At 71.7% G+C, this 24,531-nt stretch carries 19 protein-coding genes; 11 read left to right on the forward strand and 8 right to left on the reverse strand.

Features of this window, described 5'->3' with window-relative positions; all coding sequences use genetic code 11:
• Nucleotides 1–8: 8 nt before the first annotated feature.
• Nucleotides 9–1,319 (reverse strand): PP2C family serine/threonine-protein phosphatase, encoded by a 1,311-nt coding sequence (locus IM697_RS32090; RefSeq protein ID WP_194039583.1) that lies wholly within the window; start codon nt 1,317–1,319, stop codon nt 9–11.
• Nucleotides 1,320–1,890: 571 nt separating this feature from the next.
• Complete coding sequence (locus tag IM697_RS32095; RefSeq protein WP_194039584.1) at nt 1,891–2,223, reverse strand: hypothetical protein; 333 nt, start codon at nt 2,221–2,223, stop codon at nt 1,891–1,893.
• Between the two features lie 229 nt (nt 2,224–2,452).
• Between IM697_RS32095 and IM697_RS32100 the strand changes: the two genes are divergently transcribed.
• The 3 genes from IM697_RS32100 to IM697_RS32110 all read left to right on the forward strand — a co-directional run bounded on the left by IM697_RS32100 (nt 2,453) and on the right by IM697_RS32110 (nt 6,394).
• Nucleotides 2,453–3,442 carry a helix-turn-helix domain-containing protein gene (locus IM697_RS32100; RefSeq protein WP_194039585.1) on the forward strand — a complete coding sequence of 330 codons (990 nt, stop codon included), beginning with the start codon at nt 2,453–2,455 and terminating at the stop codon, nt 3,440–3,442.
• Between the two features lie 65 nt (nt 3,443–3,507).
• A complete protein-coding gene (locus IM697_RS32105) occupies nt 3,508–3,990 on the forward strand; it encodes a DUF456 domain-containing protein (RefSeq protein WP_194039586.1) in 483 nt (160 codons plus the stop codon).
• Nucleotides 3,991–4,087: 97 nt separating this feature from the next.
• Nucleotides 4,088–6,394 (forward strand): glycosyl hydrolase family 95 catalytic domain-containing protein, encoded by a 2,307-nt coding sequence (locus IM697_RS32110; protein ID WP_194039587.1) that lies wholly within the window; start codon nt 4,088–4,090, stop codon nt 6,392–6,394.
• Here IM697_RS32110 and IM697_RS32115 read toward each other — a convergent pair.
• The 5 genes from IM697_RS32115 to IM697_RS32135 all read right to left on the reverse strand — a co-directional run bounded on the left by IM697_RS32115 (nt 6,391) and on the right by IM697_RS32135 (nt 12,740).
• Nucleotides 6,391–6,888 (reverse strand): methylated-DNA--[protein]-cysteine S-methyltransferase, encoded by a 498-nt coding sequence (locus tag IM697_RS32115; protein WP_194039588.1) that lies wholly within the window; start codon nt 6,886–6,888, stop codon nt 6,391–6,393. The two genes, IM697_RS32110 and IM697_RS32115, sit on opposite strands and share 4 nt — an antisense overlap.
• A 2-nt stretch (nt 6,889–6,890) precedes the next feature.
• The gene (locus tag IM697_RS32120; RefSeq protein WP_194039589.1) at nt 6,891–8,294 is read right to left on the reverse strand and encodes a bifunctional transcriptional activator/DNA repair enzyme AdaA; all 1,404 of its coding nucleotides are present in this window, start codon (nt 8,292–8,294) and stop codon (nt 6,891–6,893) included.
• Between the two features lie 121 nt (nt 8,295–8,415).
• Nucleotides 8,416–9,507 (reverse strand): ribosome small subunit-dependent GTPase A, encoded by a 1,092-nt coding sequence (rsgA, locus tag IM697_RS32125; protein ID WP_194039590.1) that lies wholly within the window; start codon nt 9,505–9,507, stop codon nt 8,416–8,418.
• Nucleotides 9,508–9,748: 241 nt separating this feature from the next.
• Nucleotides 9,749–11,230: a cellulose binding domain-containing protein gene (locus IM697_RS32130; RefSeq protein ID WP_194039591.1), complete on the reverse strand. Its 1,482-nt coding sequence runs from the start codon at nt 11,228–11,230 to the stop codon at nt 9,749–9,751.
• Between the two features lie 190 nt (nt 11,231–11,420).
• Nucleotides 11,421–12,740 carry a radical SAM protein gene (locus IM697_RS32135; RefSeq protein WP_194039592.1) on the reverse strand — a complete coding sequence of 440 codons (1,320 nt, stop codon included), beginning with the start codon at nt 12,738–12,740 and terminating at the stop codon, nt 11,421–11,423.
• Nucleotides 12,741–12,981: 241 nt separating this feature from the next.
• Between IM697_RS32135 and IM697_RS32140 the strand changes: the two genes are divergently transcribed.
• Nucleotides 12,982–13,593, forward strand: coding sequence for a TetR/AcrR family transcriptional regulator (locus IM697_RS32140; protein ID WP_194039593.1), 612 nt, complete (start codon nt 12,982–12,984; stop codon nt 13,591–13,593).
• A 23-nt stretch (nt 13,594–13,616) separates the two neighbouring features.
• Nucleotides 13,617–14,003, forward strand: a complete 387-nt coding sequence (locus IM697_RS32145; protein ID WP_322734534.1) for a DUF6069 family protein — start codon at nt 13,617–13,619, stop codon at nt 14,001–14,003.
• 179 nt (nt 14,004–14,182) lie between these two features.
• On the opposite strand, the gene IM697_RS32150 is transcribed toward IM697_RS32145, so the two are convergent.
• A complete protein-coding gene (locus tag IM697_RS32150) occupies nt 14,183–15,190 on the reverse strand; it encodes a hydroxyacid dehydrogenase (RefSeq protein ID WP_194039595.1) in 1,008 nt (335 codons plus the stop codon).
• 124 nt (nt 15,191–15,314) lie between these two features.
• Here IM697_RS32150 and IM697_RS32155 point away from each other — a divergent pair, with 124 nt between their 5' ends.
• The 6 genes from IM697_RS32155 (at nt 15,315) to IM697_RS32180 (ending at nt 24,507) form a co-directional block, all read left to right on the forward strand.
• A complete protein-coding gene (locus tag IM697_RS32155; RefSeq protein WP_194039596.1) occupies nt 15,315–16,568 on the forward strand; it encodes an FAD-binding protein in 1,254 nt (417 codons plus the stop codon).
• Between the two features lie 117 nt (nt 16,569–16,685).
• Complete coding sequence (locus IM697_RS32160) at nt 16,686–17,987, forward strand: ROK family transcriptional regulator (protein WP_194039597.1); 1,302 nt, start codon at nt 16,686–16,688, stop codon at nt 17,985–17,987.
• A gap of 486 nt (nt 17,988–18,473) precedes the next feature.
• Nucleotides 18,474–19,730, forward strand: coding sequence for an ABC transporter substrate-binding protein (locus tag IM697_RS32165; protein WP_194039598.1), 1,257 nt, complete (start codon nt 18,474–18,476; stop codon nt 19,728–19,730).
• Nucleotides 19,731–19,750: 20 nt separating this feature from the next.
• Nucleotides 19,751–20,716, forward strand: coding sequence for a carbohydrate ABC transporter permease (locus IM697_RS32170; protein WP_194039599.1), 966 nt, complete (start codon nt 19,751–19,753; stop codon nt 20,714–20,716).
• An 8-nt stretch (nt 20,717–20,724) separates the two neighbouring features.
• The gene (locus IM697_RS32175; protein WP_194049971.1) at nt 20,725–21,609 is read left to right on the forward strand and encodes a carbohydrate ABC transporter permease; all 885 of its coding nucleotides are present in this window, start codon (nt 20,725–20,727) and stop codon (nt 21,607–21,609) included.
• 27 nt (nt 21,610–21,636) lie between these two features.
• Nucleotides 21,637–24,507: a glycoside hydrolase family 2 TIM barrel-domain containing protein gene (locus tag IM697_RS32180; RefSeq protein WP_194039600.1), complete on the forward strand. Its 2,871-nt coding sequence runs from the start codon at nt 21,637–21,639 to the stop codon at nt 24,505–24,507.
• Nucleotides 24,508–24,531 lie beyond the last annotated feature (24 nt).

The raw sequence follows: 24,531 nt of genomic DNA on the forward strand, positions 1-24,531 counted from the left end.
GGCCGCCGCTAGCTCTCCCACACCGCGGCGGCCGTACGGTCGTCGGCGTACCCCTTCACGCGGACCTGGGTGTCGAGGAGGAACTCCGCGAGGCCGGGCGGTTCGGAGCCGGACCAGCGGCCCGTCAGGTGGGCGGCGAGTGCGGGTTCGCCGCGCAGGGGGTCGGCCAGGCCGCCCGTGCACATCAGGAGGGTGTCGCCGGGGCGGGCCACGGAGGCGCGGAAGCGGAAGGGTTCGCGGGGCGGCTCGGGGGCCGGGTCGTAGGGGCTCGGCGGTGTGGTGATGCCGAGGTCCATGGTGAGGCGGTCGCCGTCGGGGGTCTCGGCGGGGAGCGAGCCGAAGCCGACGACGGGTTCACCGGTGACGTCGGTGACGAGGGGTTCGATGTCCTGCATCTCGCCGTCGCGCAGCCGGAACAGCCCGCCCTCGCCGACGCCGAAGAAGACGCGCGTACGGCATTCGGGGTCGGCGGGGAGCAGCAGGCAGCGCAGGGTCGCCGCGTACTCCTCGGGGTCGATGCCCTGTTCGGCGGCGCTGGCGCGGAGTTTGCCGAGGCTGCGGTCGGTCAGCCGGTGCAGCCCGGACTTGAGGTCGCCGCGCCGGGCTGCCCTGATGTCCTCCGAGAGCCTGGCATGACTGCGGCCGACGGCCCGGCCGATCCAGTGGCAGGCCTCGGCGGCGGCGCGGTGCGCGCCCGGGGTGGCCCGGGCGCCGGTGGCCATCGCGACGAGGAGGAGCGCGTGGTCACCGGTGCCGAAGCGGGCGGTGAGGAGGGAGTCGCGGCGGGGTTCGCCCCGGTAGCGGGCGGAGTCTCCGCGCAGGGAGACGGCGCGCAGGGTGCAGGCGCCGTAGTGGGCGCCGTCGAGGACGGTGTCGGCGACCAGGTCGTCGAGGTCGTCCGGGTCGGCGGGCGGGAGGGCGGTGGGTTCGGCGGCGTAGGTGGGAGGGCCGTCGCCCACGTAGTCGAGGGGGCGGGATGAGGGGGTGGGTGCGGGCTCTTCCGGGGCCGGCCGCTCGGGGGCGTCGGCCGGGGACGGCGGTTCGTCGTCGGCCGGCGGTGTCTCCACGGTGAATCCCGGCGGCTTCGGCAGACCGGGCGGAAACGCCGGCGGAGCCGGCGCGGCATCCGGCTCGGCCCGGGGTGACGGTACGGCCGCGCCCGTCCCCGACCGCTGGTTCACCGCCCCCGCCGCCGAGGCGAACCGGTCGTCCAGTGAGTCGGGGGCCGTGGTCGGGCCCGTGTCGTCGGTGACGTCACCGTACAGCTGCCCCCACCAGTCGTCCTCGCGACCACTGGACCTACCCCCCTGCTGGTTCATGCCCCCAATTGTCCACCGCGCGGCCCGGATGAAAACGGGGCATCGGGAAAATCCGGCCCCGCGAAGCCGCCGTGAACGGCACGGCGGGTGAAGCCCGGAACAGTCTTGCGAAACCACGGACGACACACGTCGCCGGGCGGCCCCACCCCCCACGGGAGAACCGCCCGGCGACTGCCGGGTGACCCGGGCCCCGATCCCCTTCGCGCGCCTCAGCGCACGTCGTAGGCCCGGATCACGATCTGGGTGACCAAGGCGCCGTCCACGCCTCGGCCCAGCTCTCGCCCTCGTCGTAGGCATACGCGAACTCGACCCGGGTCAACTCACCGGGCTCGTGACCCGCGTGGCCCGTCGCCGTGAGCGTGATGCTCTGTCCGTCCTCGGCGGGGAGCGTCTTCAGCCCGTCCTCCGGCAGCGTGTACCGCGGAAACAGCAGAGGTATGCCCTGGGAGTACGCGTCCTCGTCCCGTGCGGAGCGGAACGTCCAGGTCGTGGTGGTGTTCGTGGACCGGTTCCAGGCCCGGGCCGAAGGGGTACGGGCTTTCGCCGATGGTCTCGCCGTCCCGCCGCAGCGTCATGCCGCCGATGTCGCCGAAGCTCCCCGCACGCCCAGGTGTTGGCGGTCGCCCCAGAGGCCGGGTGCCACCCCGATCAGGTCGCCCTGCCGCTCGGCGGCGAGGGCCTCGGTCGCGCCCTCGGCGTAGCCGTACAGGTCGTCGCCGGAGCGGTGGGTCTGGGTGAAGGGGGTCGTGCCGTCGGCGCGAGGCAGGGCGACGGCTCCGTCCCGGGTGACGAGGACCCGGTCGCCGGTGACCAGGGTGACGACGGAGCCGGAGCCGGAGCCGGTGCCGGGGGTGACCGGTGGTCTCGGGCCGGCGGTGGCCGCGCCCAGAACCGTATGCGCCATCCCTCTCCCCAAGATCGCCATCTTCCTGTCCGCCGCCTGCCCGCGGACGCGAAAGCGCAGGCCAAGAAGGCCCAAGTCGGGCAAAGCGGGCGGTGGTTGATGCTGCGGTGGCGACACCTTGGCAGAGTGACGGGTGGTGCGGCGATGATGTGCTGAGGCGGTTTTACGCCGTGGCCGTTTTCCGCCACGGACCGGACGCGGGTGTTCGCTTGGGGAAGGGCGCAGCCACATGCTGGGAGCGATTGGTCTCGACGAGACGCACGAGTCGGCCTACCGGGCCCTGGTGTCCGTGGGCGCGGCAGACGTGCCGGATCTCGCGCGGCGGCTGACGCTCGGCGAGCTCGACACCGAACGCGCCCTGCGCCGGCTGGAGCGGCGCGGGCTGGCCGCGCAGTCCTCGGCCCGGCCCGGCCGCTGGGTCGCCGCGCCGCCCGGGGTGGCGCTCGGCGCGCTGCTCACCCAGCAGCGGCACGAGCTGGAGAAGGCGGAGCTGGCGGCCGCGATGCTCGCCGAGGAGTACCGGGCGGGGGCCACCGAGCCCGCCGTGCACGACATGGTCGAGGTGGTGATCGGCGCGGCCGCTGTCTCGCAGCGCTTCCTGCAGCTCCAGCTCGGCGCGGGCGACGAGGTGTGTGCGCTGGTCACCGGCACCCCGGTCGCCGTCACCGGCACGGAGAACGAGGCGGAGGAGCAGGCCGCCGACCGGGGCGTGCGCTACCGGGTGGTCCTGGAGCGCTCGGTCCTCGACCAGCCGCACGGCGTCACCGAGCTGTCCGCCGCACTCGGCCGCGACGAGCAGATCCGGGTCGTGGACCAGGTTCCGACCAAGCTGGTGATCGCCGACCGGACCCTCGCCCTGGTGCCGCTCATCTCGCACACCGCGGAGCCGGCCGCGCTGGTCGTCCATGCGAGCGGGCTGCTGGAGCTGCTCTGCGGGCTGTTCGAGTCGGTGTGGCGGGACGCGCTGCCGGTCCGCCTCGGCGCCTCCGGCGTCACCGAGCAGCAGCCGGACGGTCCCGACGAGACCGATCTGGAGGTGCTCTCGCTGCTGCTGGCCGGTCTGACCGACGCGAGTGTGGCCAAGCAGCTCGACCTGGGCCTGCGGACCGTGCAGCGCCGGGTGAAGCGGCTCATGGAGCTGACCGGGGTGACGACCCGGTTGCAGCTCGGATGGCACGCCTACGAGCGGGGATGGGTGGCCCGGGAGCGGCAGGGGTGACGGTGGTGCGCCCGCGGAGCGCGCGCTGATCTGCGCACTCCCGCCAGCTCCGGCACTCTGGTCAGATGGGAGTGTGGGACCTCCTGCTGGTCGGTCTGGTCCTCCTGCTCGGCCTGTGCGGAGTACTGGTGCCCGGGGTGCCGGGGTCGTGGCTGGTGTGGGCCGCGGTCATGTGGTGGGCGCTGAAGGATCCCCAGCCGGTCGCGTGGTGGGTGCTCGTGGGGGCCACCGTCGTGCTGTTCCTCTCCCAGGTGGTGCGCTGGGCGCTCCCGCCCCGCCGACTGCGCCCGAACTGGGCCGGCCGCCGGATGACGGTGTACGCGGGGGCGGGGTCGTTCCTGGGCTTCTTCCTGATCCCCGTGCTCGGTTCGATCCCCGGCTTCGTGGCCGGCGTCTATCTGGAGGAGCGGCTCCGCCTGGGCCGACGGGGCGAGGCGCGGGCCGCGACGCGGTCGGCGCTGCGGTCGGGCGGGGGGAGCGTGCTGGCGGAGCTGTTCACGTGCCAGCTGATCGCGGGGGCGTGGCTGGGTGCCGTGATCTGGGGCTGATACATCGGGTCTCTCCCGTCATATTGACGACCATGCACCTCTTCTCTACGTTGCATGCCGGGATAGCTCCGATGAATAGCTCCTAGCGGGAGGCGCCATGCCCAGCCCGTCCAGACGTACCGTGCTCGCCACCGGATCCGCGCTCGGCGGGACCCTCCTCACCGGCGGACCGCCCGCCCCGGCGAGCGCGGCCTCGAACACCGCCCCCTCCGACCCCTGGCGCACCGTCCTCGACGACGCCGACCTCGTGTGGCGACGCATGCCGACGGCCTGGTACGAGGGCCCCTTCCTCGGCAACGGCTTCCTCGGCTCCGGCGTCTACGCCGAGCCGGGCGCCGAAACCAGCGCCGTGCGCTTCAACGTCCAGCACTCCGAGGTCCAGGACCACCGCCCCGAGTTCGGCTCCCTCTTCGGGCTGGCCCGCCTCCCCATCGGCCACTTCACGCTGGAGCCGGCGGGCACGATCACCGGCCTGGACTGGCGGCTGGGCCTGCGCGACGCCGAGCTGACCGGCACGCTCACCACGGACCGGGGCACGCTCACGCTGCGCGCCCTGGTGCACACCGACCGCTCGGTGCTGGCGGTCGAGGTCACCCCCAGCCCGGGCGAGCGCGGCTTCCGGTGGGTGTTCCACCCGGCGGAGGCAATCAGTCCCCGGGCGGCCTTCAAGCCGCTCCCCGACGGCTACCGCGGCAACCCGCCCGCCGAGGTCGCCGAGCACGACGGCGTCTTCGCGGCCGTACAGCCGCTGCTGGCGGGCGGACAGCACGTGACGGCGTGGCGGGAGCGGAGCAGGGGCGGGACGCGGACGCTGTACGTCCATGTCGCGCACTCGTTCCCGGGGACGACGGCGCTGGGCCGGGCGCTGCGGGCCGTACGCCGCGCCGCCCCGCTCCCGTACGCCGCGCTGGCGGTGTCGCACCGGGCCTGGTGGCGCGCCTACTACCGCAAGAGCTTCCTCTCCCTCCCCGACGCCCGGATGCAGCGCTTCTACTGGATCCAGCTCTACAAGACCGCCTCCGCCGCCCGCCGCGACGCCCCCGTGATGGCGACGAGCGGCCCCTGGCTGGAACCCACCCCGTGGCCCAACACCTGGTGGAACCTCAACGCACAGCTCGAGTACTGGCTGATCCACGGCTCCAACCACCTCGAACTCGACGCGATCACCAGGGCGTTGAGCGAGTTCCGGGACAACCTGGCCGAGCAGACGCCGGCCCCGTACCGCACCGACTCCCTCGGCATCCCCCGCACCACGGACCCCCATCTGATCAACGGTGCCACCAGCGCCCTCATGGGCTACGGCGTCGGCGTCCCCGGCCAGGACCCGCCCACCCCCGAGGTCGGCAACCTCACCTGGGCGCTGCACAACGTCTGGCTCAGCTACCGCCACACGATGGACGAGTCGATCCTCAGGGACGTGCTCTTCCCCCTGCTGCGCAAGGCGGTCGCCTACTACCTGCACTTCCTGGAGCCGGGCCCGGACGGCAAGCTGCATCTGCCCGCCACCTTCTCCCCGGAGTACGGCGGCAACTCACGGGACTGCAACTACGACCTGATGCTGCTGACGTGGGGCTGCCGCACACTGCTGGACTCAGCCGGACTCCTCGGCATCGACGACCCGCTGGCGCCGCGCTGGCGCGAGGTCCTGGCCAGACGAGCCCCGTACCCGACCGACGAGAACGGCTTCATGATCGGCGCGGACATCCCGTTCGCGAAGTCCCACCGCCACTACTCGCATCTGCTCGCGGTGTACCCGCTGTACGAGCTGACCGGCCGGACGCCCGGCGAACGGGCCCTGATCGAGCGGTCGTTGGCGCACTGGGTGGGCTTCGAGGGTGCCCTGCAGGGCTACACCTTCACCGGTGCCGCGTCGATGTCCGCGCTGCTCGGCAAGGGCGAGGACGCGCTGCGCTACCTGGGCGAGCTGATGTCCCGCTTCGTCCGGCCCAACACCATGTACCAGGAGTCGGGCCCGGTCATCGAGACACCGCTGTCGGCGGCCCAGTCCCTGCACGACATGGTCTGCCAGTCCTGGGGCGACACGATCCGCGTCTTCCCCGCCGTCCCGGCCGACTGGGCGGACGTGACGGTGCACGGCTTCCGCACGCAGGGCGCGTTCCTGCTGTCGGCGGTGCGCGAGGGCGGGGCCACCCGCTGGGTGCGGCTGACCAGCGAGGCGGGCGCGCCCTGCGTCGTACGGCACGGCATCGCTGGCCCGGTGGAGGTGCGCGATGGCCGGGGCCGGCCGCTGCGGTACTCCGAGGCCGGCGACGGGGCGATCCGCATCGCCCTGCCGAAGGGCGACTCGGCCCTGATCACCGCCCGGGGCGACCGGCCGGACCTGACGATCGGCCCGGTCCGGCCGAACGGGGCGGCACCGCGCTGGGGACTGGAGGACGCCTAGAGCGAGCCCTCCAGGGTCAGCAGCCGCGTCTTGCGTTCCAGGCCGCCCGCATAGCCGGTCAGCGATCCGTCGGCCCCGATCACCCGGTGGCAGGGGCGGACGATCAGCAGCGGGTTGGCGCCGATCGCGCCGCCGACGGCCCGTACGGCGGCGCGGGAGGCACCGATCCGGGCGGCGATCTCGCCGTACGTCGTCGTGGCCCCGTACGGAACGTGGTCGAGGGCGGCCCAGACCCGCTCCCGGAACTCACTGCCGTCCGTGCTCAACTCCAGCCGGAACTCCTTGAGTTCACCGGCGAAGTAGGCGGCGAGCTGCTCCTCGGCCGCGCGGAAGGGCGCCAGATCGCGCCGCCACCCCTCCCGCACGGTCCGGCCGCCCTTCTGCCCCGGCACGGAGAGCGAGGTCAGGGCGCCGGTGGCGGGATCGGCGGTGAGGAGAAGGGGGCCGACGGGGCTGTCGAGCTCGGTCCAGCGGGTGGCGTTCGTGAACAGCATGACTACTCCAACTCCCCTGCTGCACGCAGGTGTCGCACGGCGTAAGAGCGCCAGGGGCGCCAGCTTTCGGGGGCGTCCACGCCGGGCGGCGCGACGTCCGGATCGCCCAGGGCGCGGGTGCGGATGACGGCGACGGTACGGGCGTCCAGCCCGGGCAGCCGCAGCAGCGCGTCCCGCGCCTCGTCCCGGTCGGCGCCCGGGTCGAGCCGTACGGCACCGTCGGCGAGGGCGGCGGTGAGCGCGCCGAGGGGGCTGTCCGGGCCGGGCTCGGCCTCGGCGAGGACGGCAGGTTCGGGGAACAGATGGGTGAGGCTGCCGCAGGGCGCGTCCAGCGCCTTCCCGTACCGCCGTACCAGCCGCTCGGCCGCCACCGGCCCCACCAGCGCCCGCACGGCCAGCTCCCCCGCATCGGCGGTCCCGGGCGACCGCAGCCCCGGCCGGGCGGCGACGAGCGGACCGAGCCGGGCGTCGGCGCCGAGCCGCTCGTCGACGGCGTACGGATCGGAGTCGAGGTCGAACAGCCGCCGCAGCCGCTGCACGGCGGTGGTCAGATCACGCGGATCGGTCAGATGGAGCCGGGCGTCGAGCCAGCCGCCGGGATGGGTGGCCGAGGCGGCCGCGGCACCGCCGGGCAGCTCCTCCACCGCGACGACGGCGGTGCCGTGCGGCAGCCGCAGGGTGCGGCGGTAGGTGCGGTGGCCGGTCGGGCCGCCGACCGTCTCGATTCCGGGTACGGCCTCCTGGGCGAGCAGGTCGAAGACGGCACCGGCCTGGTACGGGCCCCGGTGGGCCAGCCGCAGCGGGATCCCGGCCGAGGGGGTGGCCGTGCGCCGGGCGGAGCGGCCGCCCCGGGGCGCGGCGGCGCGCAGCTCGCTCGGTGTCGAGGTGTACACCGCCCGGACGGTGTCGTTGAACTGCCGCACACTGGCGAACCCGGCCGCGAACGCGATCTCCGTGATCGGCAGCTCCGTGGTCTGGAGCAGCACGCGCGCCGTGTGCGCCCGCTGGGCCCGCGCGAGTGCGACCGGTCCGGCGCCCAGCTCCGCGGTGAGCTGCCGCTGCACCTGCCGGGCGCTGTAGCCGAGCCGTGCGGCGAGCCCGGCGACGCCCTCCCGGTCGACGATCCCGTCGCCGATCAGCCGCACGGCGCGGCCGACGACATCGGCTCGCACGTTCCACGCGGCCGACCCCGGCACGGCGTCCGGGCGGCACCGCCGGCAGGCCCGGAATCCCGAGCCCTGCGCGGCGGCGGCCGTCGGGAAGAACCGCACGTTGCGCCGCTTCGGAGTGACCGCCGGGCAGCTCGGGCGGCAGTAGACGCCGGTCGTCTCGACGGCGAAGAAGTACTCGCCGTCGAAACGGGCGTCACGGCTGCGGACCGCCTCGTACCTGGTGTCTTCGTCCATCACAAGGTCCAGTGTGGGCGAGGTACGAAGGCGCTGCTGGCGGAAATCGGACAGGGCGCTGGAGGCGGTTGCCTCGCCTGCGGGGTGCCGCCGGCACCGCCAGGGGGTGTTTTGAAAGCCCCTAGTGCCAACGCCCCCGCTTCGCCTCCATCGCCGCCCTCCCCTCGGCGCCCTTGCGCTTCCAGTCCCGCCTGAGCTCCGCACGGAGCCGCGCGTCCGTCTTGGCCACGATCCACTGGTTCTCCCGCTTCAGCTTGCGGTAGCTCTCCAGTCGCCGTACCGGCAGCTCACCGGCGTCGATCGCGGCCAGCACCGCGCACCCGGGCTCGCTCTCGTGCGCGCAGTCGTGGAAGCGGCATCGCTCGGCCAGCTCCTCGATCTCCGAGAAGACCTGGCCGACGCCCGTCTCGGCGTCCCAGAGGCCGACGCCGCGCAGCCCCGGTGTGTCGATGAGGACACCGCCGCCCGGCAGGGCGAGGAGGTTGCGGGTGGTGGTGGTGTGGCGGCCCTTGCCGTCGATGTCGCGCGCGGCCTGGACCTCCATCACGTCCTCGCCGAGCAGCGCGTTCGCGAGCGTGGACTTGCCCGCGCCGGACTGCCCGAGCAGCACGGTCGTACCGCCGCCGACCATCGCGGTGAGGACCTCGAGCCCCTCCCCCAGCGTGGCGCTGACACTCAGCACCGGCACACCGGGCGCGGTGTTCTCCACGTCCTGCACGAGATGCGCGAGCGTCACCGCGTCCGGCACGAGGTCGGCCTTGGTGAGGACCACGACCGGCTGCGCGCCCGACTCCCACGCCAGGGCGAGGAAGCGCTCGACGCGTCCGAGGTCGAGGTCGACGGCCAGCGACACGGCGACGATGGCGTGGTCGACGTTGGCGGCGAGGATCTGCCCCTCGGACCGCTTGGAGGAGGTGGAGCGCACGAAGGCGGTACGGCGCGGCAGATACGTCCGTACGTAGCGCGGACTGCCCGCGGGTTCGACGGCGACCCAGTCACCGGTGCACACGACCCGCATCGGGTCGTGCGGGGTGACGAACGCCGTGTCGGCGCGTACGAGGCCGTCGGCGGTGACGACGTCGCACTGCCCGCGGTCGACCCGCACGACCCGCCCGGGCAGCAGCCCTTCGGCGTCGTACGGGGTGAACGCGTCGGCCCAGGCGGAGTCCCAGCCGTAAGGAGCCAACGCGGGAAGAACAGAGGGGGAAGTCAACGGGGTGACCCTTCACGAGAGGGCCCCGGCCGCCGCGTGCACAGCACGCGGAGAGATCAGATGAGGTCAGCCGGCGGCCACGGAGGTGGACGTGATGATCTGGATGCGGGCAGCGCCCATCGCAAAGACAGCCATCGGTCGACACCTCCTCACTCATGTCCGCTCGACGGCGGCGGCCGTTCGGCCACCGCTCTGAACCGCTGTCACTCTAGCCCGGCCCCGCGAAGGCCCGTCAACCGATTTATGACGTGCAGTCGTGGCCGTTCAGCGTGAAGTCGACGCCCGCCGAGTTCTCGCCCTCCCACGACGCCAGGAACCCGAAGGCCAGCTCGCCGCCCGCGGTGACGGTCTTGTTGTAGTCGGCGGCGGTGGCGGTGACCCGGGAGCCGTTCTGGGCGAAGCTCGCGTCCCACATCTGGCCGACCTGCTGGCCGTCGCGGAAGGACCAGGCGACGCGCCAGTCGTCCAGGGCGCGTTCGGTGGTGACCTTGATGGTGGCCTGGAAGCCGTCGGGCCATTCGTTGACGAGTTCGTAGTCGACCGTGCAGTCCGCCGATGCGCTCGCGGACGGGTCAGGGTCGTCCTCGCGGGCCGTGGACGACTTGGTGCCCTGGGGCTCGGGGTCGGGGTTCTTCGGCTCGGGCGAGTCGTCGCCCGAGCCGGAGTCCGAGGGGGCCGGGGAGTCCGCGGAGGGCCGGGCGGCGGAGGCGGTCGGCAGCGTGAAGCCGGGGTCGGCGACCGGCTGGCGGTCGGAGGGGCCGTCGCCCGCCGTGGCGCCGTCGCCGGTGGAACCGCCCGGCATCATCGAGACCGCCAGGGCGAGTGCGGAGACGAGGACCGCGGCGACGAGGAGCCCGCTGCGCACGACGCGGGCCTTGTGCGCACCGGGGTTGGGCGGGTCCGCGTCCGTGTCCGCCGGGTCGGGGCGCCCGCCGAGGCGCACCTCGGTGGCCCGGCGGCGGCGCTCCAGGTAGGCGAGGCCGCCCCAGCCGATCACCCCGCCGGCCAGCGCCCCGGGCAGTCCGCCGCCGTGCAGCCGCAGACAGGCGGCGGCCTCGGCGCACTGCACACAGGTGGCGAGGTGGCGGGAGAGGTCGCCCGGGGTGTCGGCGCCGGTCGAGCGGGTGACGGCGTCGAGGAGGCGGGCGTAGCTGCGGCACTGCGCTTCCATCGGCGTGTCGAGGTGGTTGCGCTGGCAGCGGTCCCGGAACAGGCCGCGGACCTGGGCGAGTTCGTCGGCGACGGTGGCCGGGTCGAGGCCGAGCCGGCGGGCCACCACGGTCTGCGGCAGCGCCTCGACTTCGGCCAGCCACAGCAGGGCCGCGTCGGGTTCCTGCAGGTCGCGCAGTCCGCGCAGCGCGAGCGGGCGCCGCAGCGGGGGGCCGCTGTAGCGGGCGGCCTTGTCGGAGTTGAGCCACAGGCGCAGATCGGGGTCGAGGTCGTGGCCCCGGCCGTTCTCCTCCCAGGTGGCCGCCGTGGTGCGTACGGCGGTCAGGAGGAGGGGGATCCGGGGCAGCCGGGCCGGGCGGCGGCCCGCACTGCGGAAGGTCCCGGTCTCGGCCTCGCGGGCCTCACGTATGCCGGCGGAAAACGCCTCCGCGGCGAGCTGGTTGGCGGCCGAGGAGCCGGCCGTGCACAGATCGGCGTACGACAGCACGGCGTCCCAGCACTCGGAGAACAGCGCTGCCTCGGTGGCGTCCTGGGGAGTCGGCAGGTCGGGCATGGGTCTCCTGCATCCACATGCGAGGTCAACTCGCCATATTGGCAGTGGAGTTGGGGGGAACCTCGCGGCAGGACATGAGCCTTTCACGTGAAGAACACAACTGACAAGCGCCGTGTTCACATGTCATGACAGGCCGTCGCGTCCCTGCAACTCCAGCCACTTGTACGGACGCGAGCCCCGTTCGTCTCAACTACACCGTCACCTTCTCCTCGGCCGGGAGGCTGTCCATGAAGGAGCTCACCGAGAACACCGCGCGGCCGGGGCCGGGCGGGCCGTAGCCGGGGGGCGAGGACAGGCCGAAGTCCTCCATCGTCTGGCGATAGGCCTGCAGCAGCCGGATGTGGTACTCCAGCGGGGCGCCCTGCGGGTTGGCCTTGCCGAGCGGGGTGGTCGGCTCGGGGCACCAGGTGGTGAAGCGGGGCGTGATGCCCTGGGACATGAAGAAGCGCAGGCCCTCGGTGGTGGACGCGATGGCCTCGTCGACCGTCTTGAAGCCGAAGGGCTCCGCCATCTCCACGCCCGCGACGAAGTTGGGGATGACGTTGCGGGCACCGAAGACGTCGGCCGAGTCGAGGATGCGCCTGTGCCACTCGTCGCGGCCGACGTAGCGCTCCTTGCCCGGGCAGTACATCTTGAAGAGGTACTCGTCCCACACCTCGTAGTTGGGGTGGTAGATCTGCACGCCGTAGTCCTTGAACCGCTGCACGTCGTCCTTGGGCAGCGCCTGTGCGACGACCTTGCCGATCCAGCGGCCGGGGAAGCGCTCCTCGATGGCCTTGGCGTAGTGGCCGTAGAAGTCGGCCTCGTCGCGGCCGGAGACCGTCTTGGTGATGGCGCCGCCGGTGAGGGTGTAGGCGGTGGAGGCCTTGGCGGTGTCGTACCGGTCGATGATCTCGAGGGCCTCCAGGACCTCCTCGACGTCCTTCACCCCGGTGTACGGGCGGCCGGCCGCCTTGTGCTGGCGCCAGTTGTGGTTGATGTCGCAGTACTGGCACTCCTCCTTGGCGCCGAAGTACTGGCAGACCCGGAAGACGGTGAGGTAGATCAGGTAGCCCCACTGGATGGTCGGGGCGACCTCCATCACCGACTTCCCGTTGGCGAGGGTGTGCCGGTAGTACTCCGGCATCGGCGGCACTCCGACGTCGGCGATCCGCTTGCCGTCGAGGTAGAGGCCGAGCACGCCGTCGTCGCCGGCGGCCACGCGGTACGGCGACGTCGGGTTCACGCGCACCGAGACGACGGTGCGGCGCAGGTCGTACGGGCCGCCGGTGAGGATGATCTCCTCCGGCGGGCGGCGCAGCGCGGCCTCGCCGAGCTCGGGCAGGGTGCCGTGGTCGAAGGAGAAGATGAAGTACGACTTCGGCTTGACCTCACCGCCCTCGTTGTCGCTGAGGGCCGACGGGTCGAAGGCCACTCCGCCCCGGAGCAGATCCTCCTTGAAGACGGCTTCACGCGGAACGTGCGGGAACCTCTCCATCAGATCCTCGACCAGTGCGGTGCGGCTGCCCATCGTGTCTCTCCATCTGGATCGGATGTACGACTCCTCACGGTATCCGTTGCTTGAGAGCCGTCTTGGACTCGGCCCCTCTCACATGTCCGGCCTTTCTGCCGAAAAGCTTCGTGCCGGTGCCACCAAAGCAGACCAGGCGGGCCTTGGGCATCGACTTCGCGCTGCCCCCATGAGGCGGAGGCGAACGGAGTGAGTACTTACTCATTGACGGAGTGAGTACTCACTCCGTACTCTCGCGGGCATGACCGCACCCGAGGAGAACCAGACCACCCGACGTCGCGCCCCCGCCATGTCGCCGGCGCAGCGCCGTGAAATGATCATCCAGACCGCGATCCCGCTGATCACCGAGTACGGCGCCGCCGTGACCACCGCGAAGATCGCCCGCGCCGCAGGCATCGGCGAGGGCACGATCTTCCGCGTCTTCACCGACAAGGACGAGCTGCTGCAGGCATGCATGGCCGAGGCGCTCTCCCCCGAGCACGCGATCCGCGAGCTCGACGCGATCGACGTGTCCCAGCCGCTGCCCGACCGGCTCGCGGAGGCGGCCGAGGCGCTGCAGGCGCACATGGACAGGATGGGCGCGATCCTCGGTTCGCTGGGGCATCGTGGCGGCAAGCACCCCGGCACGGTGCGCGGCGCGGGCCGCGACGAGTCGATGACCCGTGTCCGTGCGGCCCTCGCGGAGCTGCTGGAGCCCGACAAGGCCGCCCTGCGCCGGCCGCCGGAGCAGATCGCCGCCCTCTTCTTCGGGCTGCTCTTCACCCAGCCGCGCACAGAGGACGAGCCCGACCTGACCCCGCAGGAGCTGGTGGAGGTCTTCCTGCACGGGGCGCTCTCGGGGGCCGTCAAGTGAGCGCGCGGAGAAGACGCCTGTGGGTGACGGCCCTGGCCGTCCTGGCCCCGGTCCTGGTGTGGCTGGTCGCGACCCCAGTGCTGGGGCACCGGCTGCGGATCGCCGACGGCGAGCAGACGCTCGACATCGGCGCCGTGCCCGTGGCGGTCGTCGCACTGCTCGCGTCACTCTCCGGCTGGGGGCTGCTGGCCGCCCTGGAGCGGTTCGGGGCGCGGCGCGCCCGCGCCATCTGGACCGGGGTGGCCGGCGCCGTACTCGCTGTGTCCTTCCTGCCGTTGATCGGCGACGGCATGGACGGCGGCACCCGGTTCTTCCTCGCTCTGATGCACCTGGTGGTGGCGGCGGTGCTGATCCCGGGGCTGGGCGGCAGGCCCCCGGGGCGGGAGCCGGTGTCGCCAGGGCCTGTGTGACGTCGTGATCAGTCTCGCCGATCCGGATCCGTCTGGAAGGCGGATCCGGCAGGAAGACGATCGTGACGCGCAGGCAACTCACCGACAGGCATGGGAAGTGGAGCGTCATCTTGGCTGCGACGGGACTGACCGCCTTGACCGCCACACCGGCCACCGCCGCGGTGCCAGCCTGGTCCTCCTCAGGCCTCCCGCTCCAGCACCCCCGGATCCACCGGATACGCCAACTCCCCTCCCGACCACAGCCGTTCCGCCTCCTGCGCGACCGCTAGCCCCAGCCGGGCCACCTCGTTCCCCTGTGAACCGGCCAGATGCGGGGTGATGAAGGCGTTCGGCAGGTCGTACAGGGGTGAGTCGGTGGGCAGCGGCTCGGGGTCGGTGACGTCGAGGATCGCGGTGAGGCGGCCGGTGCGCAGCTCGGTGATCAGGGCGTCGTGGTCGAGCAGGCCGCCGCGCGCGGTGTTGATCAGGACCGCTCCGTCGCGCATCAGGGCCAGCTCGCGGGCGCCGACGAGGTGGTGGGTCTCCGGGGTCTCGGGGGCGTGGACGGTCACGATGTCCGAGGTGCGCAGGAGGTCGTCCAGGGGAAGGAGGGGGACGCCGAGGGCGGCGGCGCCCTCCTCGTCGACGTACCGGTCGGTGAGGCCGACGGCCAGGTCGAAGGGGCGCAGCAGGTCGATCACCTTGCGGCCGATACGGGAGGCCCCGATGACGCCGACCCGGCGGCCGTGGTTGCCGATGCCGGGGACCAGCCCCCAGCCGGGGAAGGCGCGCTCGGTGCGCAGACGGTCGCGGGCGGCGAAGAGGTCCTTGCCGGCGAGCAGGATCATGGCCAGCGTGTACTCGGCGACCGGCACGGCGTTGGCCGCCGCCGCCGAGCTCACCGCGATGTCCCGCCGCCACAGCTCGGGCGTGGCGAGGCCCTTGACCGAGCCGGCCGAGTGCAGCACGGCGCGCAGCTCGGGGGCGGCGTCGAGCACGGCCGCGTCGAGGCGGGGGCAGCCCCAGCCGGTGACCAGGATCTCGGTGCGGGCGAGCGCCTCGGCGACGCCGGGGTCCGTGAAGTCCTCGGCGACCAGCGCGGGATCGATGTCCACGAACTCCCGCAGCCGTGCCAGCACCGGGGGCGGAAAGACGAGCGGCACGTTCTCGGCGGTCATGGCGAACAGAGCCTGGGGACGCTCGGGCAACGAAGTACCTTCCCACTGGGCCGCCCCACCGGGCTGCGGAAACCGTTGAGAAAACGCTCTCTACCGTAGGCGGCGGCGAATGAGAGGGTCAACGTACACGCACGCACGTGGAGGGACGGCAGGCATGACGGAGACGATCACCAACTGGGCGGGCAACATCACCTACACCGCCAAGGAGTTGCAGCGGCCGTACTCGGTCGCCGCGATCGGCGCCCTGGTGGCCGCGAGCGCGAAGGTGCGGGTGCTGGGCAGCGGGCACTCCTTCAACCAGATCGCCGAGCCGGGCCCCGAGGGCGTCCTGCTGTCGATCGCCGCCCTGCCTCCGGTGATCGACGTCGACCGCGAGGCCCGTACGGTACGGGTCTCGGGGGGCGTGCGGTACGCGGAGCTGGCCCGCGCGGTGCACGCGCACGGCCTCGCGCTGCCCAACATGGCGTCCCTGCCGCACATCTCGGTGGCCGGCTCGGTCGCCACCGGCACCCACGGGTCGGGGGTGGGCAACGGCTCGCTGGCCGCGTCCGTGCGGGAGGTGGAGCTGGTCACGGCGGACGGTTCGGTGGTGACCGTCGGCCGCGGCGACCCGCGGTTCGGCGGCGCCGTCACCTCGCTCGGCGCCCTCGGGGTCGTCACGGCGCTCACCCTGGACCTGGAACCGTCCTTCGACGTCCAGCAGCATGTCTTCACCGAACTTCCGCTGGACGGGCTGGACGCGGCGGCCTTCGAGGCGGTGATGTCGGCGGCGTACAGCGTCAGCCTGTTCACCGACTGGCGTGCTCCGGGCTTCCGGCAGGTGTGGCTCAAGCGGCGCACCGACCAGCCGCTGCCCGACATCCCGTGGGCCGCGCCCGCCACCGAGAAGCTGCACCCGGTGCCGGGGATGCCCGCGGTCAACTGCACCGAGCAGTTCGGGGCGCCGGGGCCGTGGCACGAACGACTGCCGCACTTCCGGGCGGAGTTCACGCCGAGCAGCGGGGCGGAGCTGCAGTCGGAGTATCTGCTGCCGCGCGGGCGGGCCGTGGCCGCGCTGCACGCGATCGACGCGATCCGGGACACGGTCGCCGCCGTGCTCCAGACCTGCGAGGTGCGCACGGTCGCCGCCGACGAGCAGTGGCTGAGCCCCTCCTACGGGCGGGACACCGTCGCCCTGCACTTCACCTGGGTCGAGGACACGGCGGCCGTACTGCCGGTGGTGCGGCGGCTGGAGGAGGCGCTGGCCGCGTTCGAGCCGCGGCCGCACTGGGGGAAGGTGTTCGCGATGGAGGCCGGGATCGTGCGCGAGCGGTATCCGCGCCTTGCCGACTTCCGGGCGCTGGCGCGCGAACTGGACCCGGGTCGGAAGTTCGCCAACGCCTTCGTGCAGGACATACTGGGTGACTGATCCTGGGAGGACTTCGTAAACCCCCTTTCCTAACCCCTTGTCGAAAGTTCCCGCACGCCATAGCCTTGCGCCGCGCCGGTGCCGACGACGACCCGGCATGACGTGAAGGGACGGGGCATGGCCAGCCCGGCGAAGCGCACATCACGCGACATCCGCACCGCGAACCGCTACGAGGTGCTGCGCCAGATCATCGCCGCGTCGCCGACCTCCCGGCAGGAGCTGGCGGCGGCCACCGGGCTGAGCCTGGCCACCGTGGCCACGCTCGTGGGCGAGCTGCTCGACCTCCATATGATCACCGAGGTCGGGTTCGAGGACTCGGCCGGGGGCCGCCCGCGGGGGCTCGTGGCGGTCAACGCCTCGGGCGGCGCGTTGATCGGCGTCGACATCGCGGAGACCTACGTCCATGTCGAGCTGTTCGACCTCGCGTTGAACGTGCTGGCCCGCGCCGAGGAGGACGTCCGCCCCGGCGAGAACCTCCCCGCGCAGATGGTCGGCCATGTGGCCGCCGCCGTCGGCTCGGTGGTGGCACAGGCCGGCGTCGAGGGCGCTCGGGTGCTCGGCGTGGGCGTGAGCGTGCCGGGGCAGGTGGACCGGGCCACCGGCATGTCCGAGTACGCGCCCAACTGGGACTGGCACGACGTGCCGCTGCTCGACCTGCTCACCGAGCACATCGCCTACCCGCTCTACCTGGACAACCCGCTGCGCGCCGTCGCGGTGGCCGAGCTGTGGTTCGGGGCCGCGCGCGGGCACGGGGACGCCGTGGTGGTCAACCTCGGGACCGGCGTGGGCGCCGGGCTCGTCCTGGGCGGTGGGCTGCACCGGGGCGTGAGCAACAGCGCCGGCGAGTGGGGCCACACCACGATCGTGCTGGACGGCCGGCTGTGCCGCTGCGGCAAGCACGGCTGCGTGGAGGCGTACGTCGGCGCGTCCGGAATCATGCTGAACCTGCGGGAGTTGAGCCCCGACAGCGCGCTGCTGCACCCCGAGGACCAGACGGCCACCATCGCCGCGCTGGCCGAGGGTCTGCGGGCGCAGGACCCGGTGGCGCTCAAGACGGTCCGGGACACCGCCCGTTACTTGGGCGTCGGCATCGCCGACCTGGTCAACCTGCTCAACCCCGAGGTGGTCGTGCTCAGCAGCTGGGTCGCCGCCGCCCTCGGCGAGCCCCTGGTCGCCGAGGTCCGCGAGGCCGTCGCCCGGCACGCGCTGCCGCGCCCGATGTCCTCCACCGAGATCGTCCTCTCCCCGATCCCCACCGACCCGGCGTGCCTGGGCGCGGCGACGTTCGCGCTGGAGGGGGCGCTGCAGTCGGTCGGGCAGAAGACCTCGCCGGCCGGCCAGAAGGGCTCGTCGGTGAGGCAGAAGGCGGACAAGCGAACCACCCCGGCGAGGGGCCGTACCGGACCGCTCTCGGGATGAGGCGGGTCGTGGCGATCGCTGGTGGTCGCGATCTCCCGTACACCCCGGTCGAGGCCGATGGCGCGGCCGGTGGTGTCCGGCGACTGGACCACGCCCGGCACGATCCCGCCCGCCGGGTGACCTGCCAGGTGCTTCCCCTTGCGCCGAGGCATCCGGCCCGCTGCCGCACCGGCACCCGGCTCTTGATGTCCGTGATCACCCGCGCACCGCGCCCCGATCGCACGCCGTCGCCCCAACCGCAGAACACGGGTGCGCATGTCCGCGTTTCCGGCTCCACCGGGCGGCCGCACGCGCACCGGACTGACCCCGTCACGTCCGGTATCCCGAACGTTGCACAACGCTTCGTGCAGACTTCGTCCAACCCCTTGCCGAAGCCTTAGCCGAAGGTTAACGTCCCGCACCGCAACCCCATTTGAGCCATCTGGCGCTGAGCCGCACCAGCAATGGGCACAGGGCCGCAGCCGCACTCGAGACAAGGACGTCAGCATGTCGGCATCGAGCAACACCAACTGGGACCGCCGAACCGTTCTGCGGGCCGCGATGGGCCTGGCCGCCGCCGGCGGTCTGGCCGCGTGCGGCGGCAACACCGGCCGGAGCAGCTCCGGCGACACCCTCGTGCAGATGTTCCACGCGTATGGCGAGGCGGGCACCGAGCAGGCCATCAAGCGGTACGCGAAGGCGTACAAGGAAGCCAACGTGACCACGCAGTGGATCACCAGCGCGGACTTCGAGAGCAAGCTGTTCTCGTCCCTGCTCACCGACAACGCGCCGGATCTCTTCGAGTTCCACCCGCAGATCCAGATGGTCAAGAGCGGCCAGGTGGCGGACCTGACCGACATCATCGACCCGGTCAAGGACGACTTCAATCCGGCCGACATCAAGTCGCACACGGTCGACGGGAAGATATACGGCGTCCGGATGATCGACGACCCGCAGTTCTTCTTCTACCGCAAGTCGATGCTGGAGAAGGCCAAGGTCGAGGTGCCCACCACGCTCGACGAGCTGATGGAGGCCGCCGCCAAGCTCACCACCGGCAAGGTCAAGGGCCTGTACATGGGCAACGACCTGCACAGCGTCAACGACACGTTGATCTGGTCGGCCGGCGCCCAGCACCTCGACGAGAAGAACCAGATCGCCTACCACACGGACGGCGTCGTCGAGGGCCTGAAGAAGATGCGCCAGCTGTTCACCAGCGGCGACCTTCTCCTCGGCGCCCCGACCGAGTCCTGGGACCCGTCCTCGTTCAACCAGGGCCTGTGCGCCATCCAGTTCTGCGGCATGTGGGCGATGCCGGCGATCCAGGACGCGCTCGGCGACGACTGGGGGGTCTTCCCCTTCCCGAAGGTCACGGACTCCGGCAAGCAGTCGGTCTACAACGGCGGCTGGTCGATGTTCGTCAACGCCAAGGGCAAGAACGTCGACGCGGCCAAGGAGTACGTCAAGTGGCTGTGGATCGACCAGAAGGAGTACCAGGAGGACTGGGCCACCTCCTACGGCTTCCACATCCCGCCGCGCGCCTCGCTCGCGGAGTCGGCCACCAAGCTCAAGTCGGGCAACGCCGCTGAGGGCGTCAGGCTCTTCAACGAGTTCGGGCACTTCGACAACATCGGCTGGACCCAGGCCATGCGCACCGCCTTCGAGGATGTCTTCGCCAACTGCGTCCGCAAGAACATGGACCCGGAGAAGGCTCTCGACAGGTGCGACACGGCCGTCAACCGCGAGCTGAAGAAGCTGTTCGGTTAGGCCGTAGGACGGACCACGCCATGTCGACGACCACACCGCGCGACCTCGCGCGCCCCGCCTCGGCGAAGGCCTCACCGGCCAAGCCGCGGCGGGGGCTGCGGGGCAGCTCCACCTTCAACTTCTGGCTGTTCACCGGGCCGTTCCTGATCGGTCTGGCGATCTTCGTCTACGCGCCGATCCTGTGGAGCCTCTGGCTCAGCTTCTTCGAGGCCCGCTTCACCGTCACACCCGACAAGTTCATCGGGTTCGACAACTACACGTACATGCTGACGAACGACGACTTCGTCGGCTCGCTCGGCACCTTCACCGTCTTCGCCGCGTTCATCGTGCCCACCACCTGGGCACTCTCGCTGGGCCTGGCCCTGCTGGTGAACCGGATGCGCTTCATGCGGGCGTTCTTCCGCTCGGTGTTCTTCCTGCCCACCGCCGTCAGCTATGTCGCCGCCTCGCTGATCTGGAAGATGTCCATCTTCAGCGGAGTCCGCTTCGGCCTGATGAACACCGTCCTCGGCTGGTTCGGGATCGACAACATCGCCTGGCTGATCGACCCCAACCCGCCCTGGTACTGGCTGGTCATCGTGACCGCCCGGCTGTGGCTGCAGGCCGGCTTCTTCATGATCCTGTTCATCGCGGCGCTGCAGAACATCCCGGACGAGCTGTACGAGGCCGCCGCCATCGACGGCGCCAAGCCGGGCTGGCAGACCTTCCGGTACATCACCCTGCCCCAGCTGCGTGCCACGTCCACCGCGGTGATCCTGCTGCTGCTCATCGCCGCCTACCAGGCCTTCGACGAGTTCTACAACCTGCTGTCGAAGACCACCTGGGGCCGCCCGCCCCTCGTCGAGCTGTACTACAAAGCCCTGGGCGAGAGCCAGGACTACGGCGCCGGCAGCGCGGGAGCGCTCATCCTGACCGTGCTGATCTGTGCCGTGACCCTGCTCCAGGGCAAGATCATGGGCTTTGGAAGGGGGGACGAGTCCAAGTGACCACCACCATGCCCGACGTCCAGAAGACCGCGCCGCCGGCCGACAAGCCCCGCCGCGTCCGGCGCGGTGGCGGCGTGATGAGCTCCACCGGCCTCTACATCGCCACCGGCGTCGCCGCCTTCCTCTTCCTGATCCCCTTCTACATCATCGTCCGCAACGCCCTCTCCACCGACGCCGAGATCACCGGAGAGAACTGGAAGATCTTCCCCACGGACCTCCAGTGGGGCAACATCAGCGAGCTCTTCACGGACGAGACGGTCCCCTTCGCCCAGTCCCTGTGGAACTCGACGGTCGTGGCCACCCTGCACACCGTCGGCGTCCTGCTGGTGTGCTCCCTCGCGGGCTACGGTCTGGCCCGCATCCCGTACAAGCACGCCAACAAGGTCTTCTACGCCGTCCTGGGGACCCTGATGGTCCCGACCGCGGTCACCTTCGTCCCCAGCTTCGTGCTGGTCTCCTCGCTCGGCTGGGTGGACACCTACCGCGGTCTCATCATTCCGGGGCTGTTCAGTGGTTTCACCTGCTTCCTGTTCCGGCAGTACTTCTTGGGGTTCCCCAAGGAGCTGGAGGAGGCGGCGCGCATGGACGGACTGGGCTACTGGGGCGCGTACTGGCGCGTCGTGGTGCCCAACTCGCTGAACTTCTTCGCCGCGATGGCGACGATCACCTTCATCAACGGCTGGAACGCCTTCCTGTGGCCGCTGGTCATCGGCCAGGACCCCAGTTCCTGGACCGTCCAGGTCGCGCTCTCCAGTTACATGACCAACCAGGTCGTCGTCTTCCACATGATCTTCATGGCCACGGCCGTTTCCATCCTGCCCCTGGTGTTCGTGTTCCTGTTCCTGCAGCGCTGGCTGGTGCAGGGGATCGCACAGACCGGCATCAAGGGCTGACGTTCTGCTCTCAAGACCTGGAGACCGATGTCTTTGCGCACCACCACTTCCGCCGACTACGTCGAGGACGTCTCACCCGGCACCGGGGCCCTGGCGCCCCGTGCCTGGTACGCCGTCTCGGACGCGAAGTCCCTGTCGCTGAACGGCGACTGGCGCTTCCGCCTGTCGGCGACCGCCGACGCCGAGGACGACTCCTTCGCCGCGCAGGGCTACGACGCCGGGGACTGGGCCGAGGTCACGGTCCCCGGCCACTGGGTCCTCCAGGGCGACGGCGCGTTCGGCTCCCCCATCTACACCAACCACCTCTACCCCTTCCCGGTCGATCCGCCGCGCGTGCCGACCGAGAATCCGACCGGCGACCACCTGCGGGTCTTCGACCTGCCGGAGGACTGGCCGGGCGACGGCGGTGCCGTCCTGCGCTTCGACGGCGTGGAGTCCTGCGCCCGCGTCTGGCTGAACGGCACGGAGCTCGGCGAGTTCAAGGGCTCCCGGCTGCCGCACGAGTTCGCGGTCGGCCAGCTGCTGAAGCCGGCCCAGAACGTGCTCGCCGTCCGGGTGCACCAGTGGTCGGCGGGCTCGTATTTGGAGGACCAGGACCAGTGGTGGCTGCCGGGCATCTTCCGTGACGTCACCCTGCTGCACCGCCCGGCGGGCGCGGCGGGCGACTTCTTCGTGCACGCCTCCTACGACCACACCACGGGCGAGGGCACCCTGCGCGTCGACTCCGACGTCGACGGGCGGGTGTCCGTGCCCGCCCTCGACATCGATGTCGCGACCGGGGAGCCGGTGACGGTTCCCGTCGAGCCGTGGTCCGCGGAGACGCCGAAGCTGTACGACGGCGAGCTGGTCACGCCCGGCGAGCGCGTGCCGCTGCGCATCGGCTTCCGTACGGTCGTCCTGGAGGACGGCCTGATCAAGGTCAACGGCCGGGCGATCCTCTTCAAGGGTGTCAACCGGCACGAGTGGCACCCGGAGAAGGGCCGCGCCCTGGACCTGGTGACCATGCGCGAGGACGTGCTGCTGATGAAGCGGCACAACCTCAACGCGGTGCGCACCTCGCACTACCCGCCGCACCCGGCCTTCCTCGACCTGTGCGACGAGTACGGGCTGTGGGTCGTCGACGAGTGCGACCTGGAGACCCACGGCTTCACCGAGCAGGCCTGGCGCGACAACCCCGTCGACGACGACCGCTGGACCCCGGCCCTGCTGGACCGCGCGGCCCGCATGGTCGAGCGCGACAAGAACCACCCGTCGGTCGTGTTCTGGTCCCTCGGCAACGAGGCGGGCACCGGACGCGGGCTGACCGCGATGGCCGAGTGGATCCACGGCCGGGACTCCTCGCGCCTGGTGCACTACGAGGGCGACTGGAACTGCCGGGACACGGACGTGTACTCGCGGATGTACGCCTCCCACGAGGAGGTCGAACGCATCGGGCGGGCTGTGGACGGCGGCACGCACAAGAGGCGTCAGCTCCCCTTCATCCAGTGCGAGTACGGCCACGCGATGGGCAACGGGCCGGGCGGGATCGCCGACTACCAGCAGATCTTCGAGCGGTACGAACGCCTCCAGGGCGGCTTCATCTGGGAGTGGATCGACCACGGCATCACCCATCCCGAGCTGGGCTACGCCTACGGCGGCGACTTCGGCGAGGAGCTGCACGACGGCAACTTCGTCTGCGACGGGCTGATCTTCCCGGACCGGCAGCCCTCCCCAGGGCTCGTCGAGTACAAGAAGGTGATCGAGCCGGTCCGTATCGAGGGCGACGGCACGGGCGGCACCGTACGGGTGACGAACGCGTACGACTTCGCCGACCTCTCGCACCTGCGGTTCGAGTTCTCCCACTCGGTGGACGGGCTCCCCACGGGGGCGCACACGCTCACCGTGCCCGCCCTCGCGCCGGGTGAGTCGGCGGAGGTCAAGCTCCCCGCGGCCCCCGACGGCCAGGGCGAGGAGGTGCTGTGGACGGTCCGCGCGCTGCTCGCCGAGGACACGCCCTGGGGACCCAAGGGCCATGAGGTGGCCTGGGGCCAGGGGACCGTCGCCCCGCGCACACCCGTGGCCGTCGCCGCCTCGGCGCGGCCCGTGCGCGAGGAGCGGCTGATCACGCTCGGCCCGGCGACCTTCGACGCCCGCTCGGGTGCGCCGAGGACGATCTGCGGCCTCGACGTGAGCGGGCTGCGCCTGGACGTGTGGCGGGCGACGACGGACAACGACGACGGCGCCTCCTGGCAGGACGACACCCGCTACGGCGTCCTGTGGCGGGGGCTCGGCCTGCACCGGATGCGGCACCGCCTGGACGGCGTGGAGTCGACCGACGACGCGCTGACCGTGCGCACCCGGGTGGCGCCCGCCGCCGCCGAGGTGGGCCTGCGCACGGTGTACCGCTGGACGTCCGACGGCACCCTGCTGAAGCTGACCGTGTCCGTGACCCCCGAGGGCGACTGGACGGTGCCGCTGCCCCGGCTCGGCATCCGTTTCGGGCTGCCGGCGGACACCGCGCGGGAGGTCCTGTACTTCGGCGGCAGTGGCGAGGCGTACCCGGACACCCGTGCCGCCTCGATGCTCGGCCAGTGGACGCCGGGCATCGACGACCTGCACACCCCGTACGTCCGCCCGCAGGAGAACGGCGCCCGTGCCGACGTCCGCTGGGCGGAGCTCGGGGGGCTGCGGATCGAGGGCGACCCGGAGTTCTGGTTCAGCGCCCGGCGCTGGACCAACGAGCAGCTGGACGCCGCCCGGCATCTGACCGACCTCACGCCCGGCGACACGCTCTGGATCAACCTCGACCACGGCCAGCACGGCATCGGCTCGCAGTCCTGCGGCCCGGGCCCGCTGCCGCAGTACTTCCTCACGGTCGAGCCCACGGAGTTCTCGTTCGTGTTCTCGGTCACCGAGTGAGAACACCAAGTGAGAGAACCGTAA

The organism is Streptomyces ferrugineus (assembly GCF_015160855.1).
Classification (GTDB): Bacteria; Actinomycetota; Actinomycetes; order Streptomycetales; family Streptomycetaceae; genus Streptomyces; species Streptomyces ferrugineus.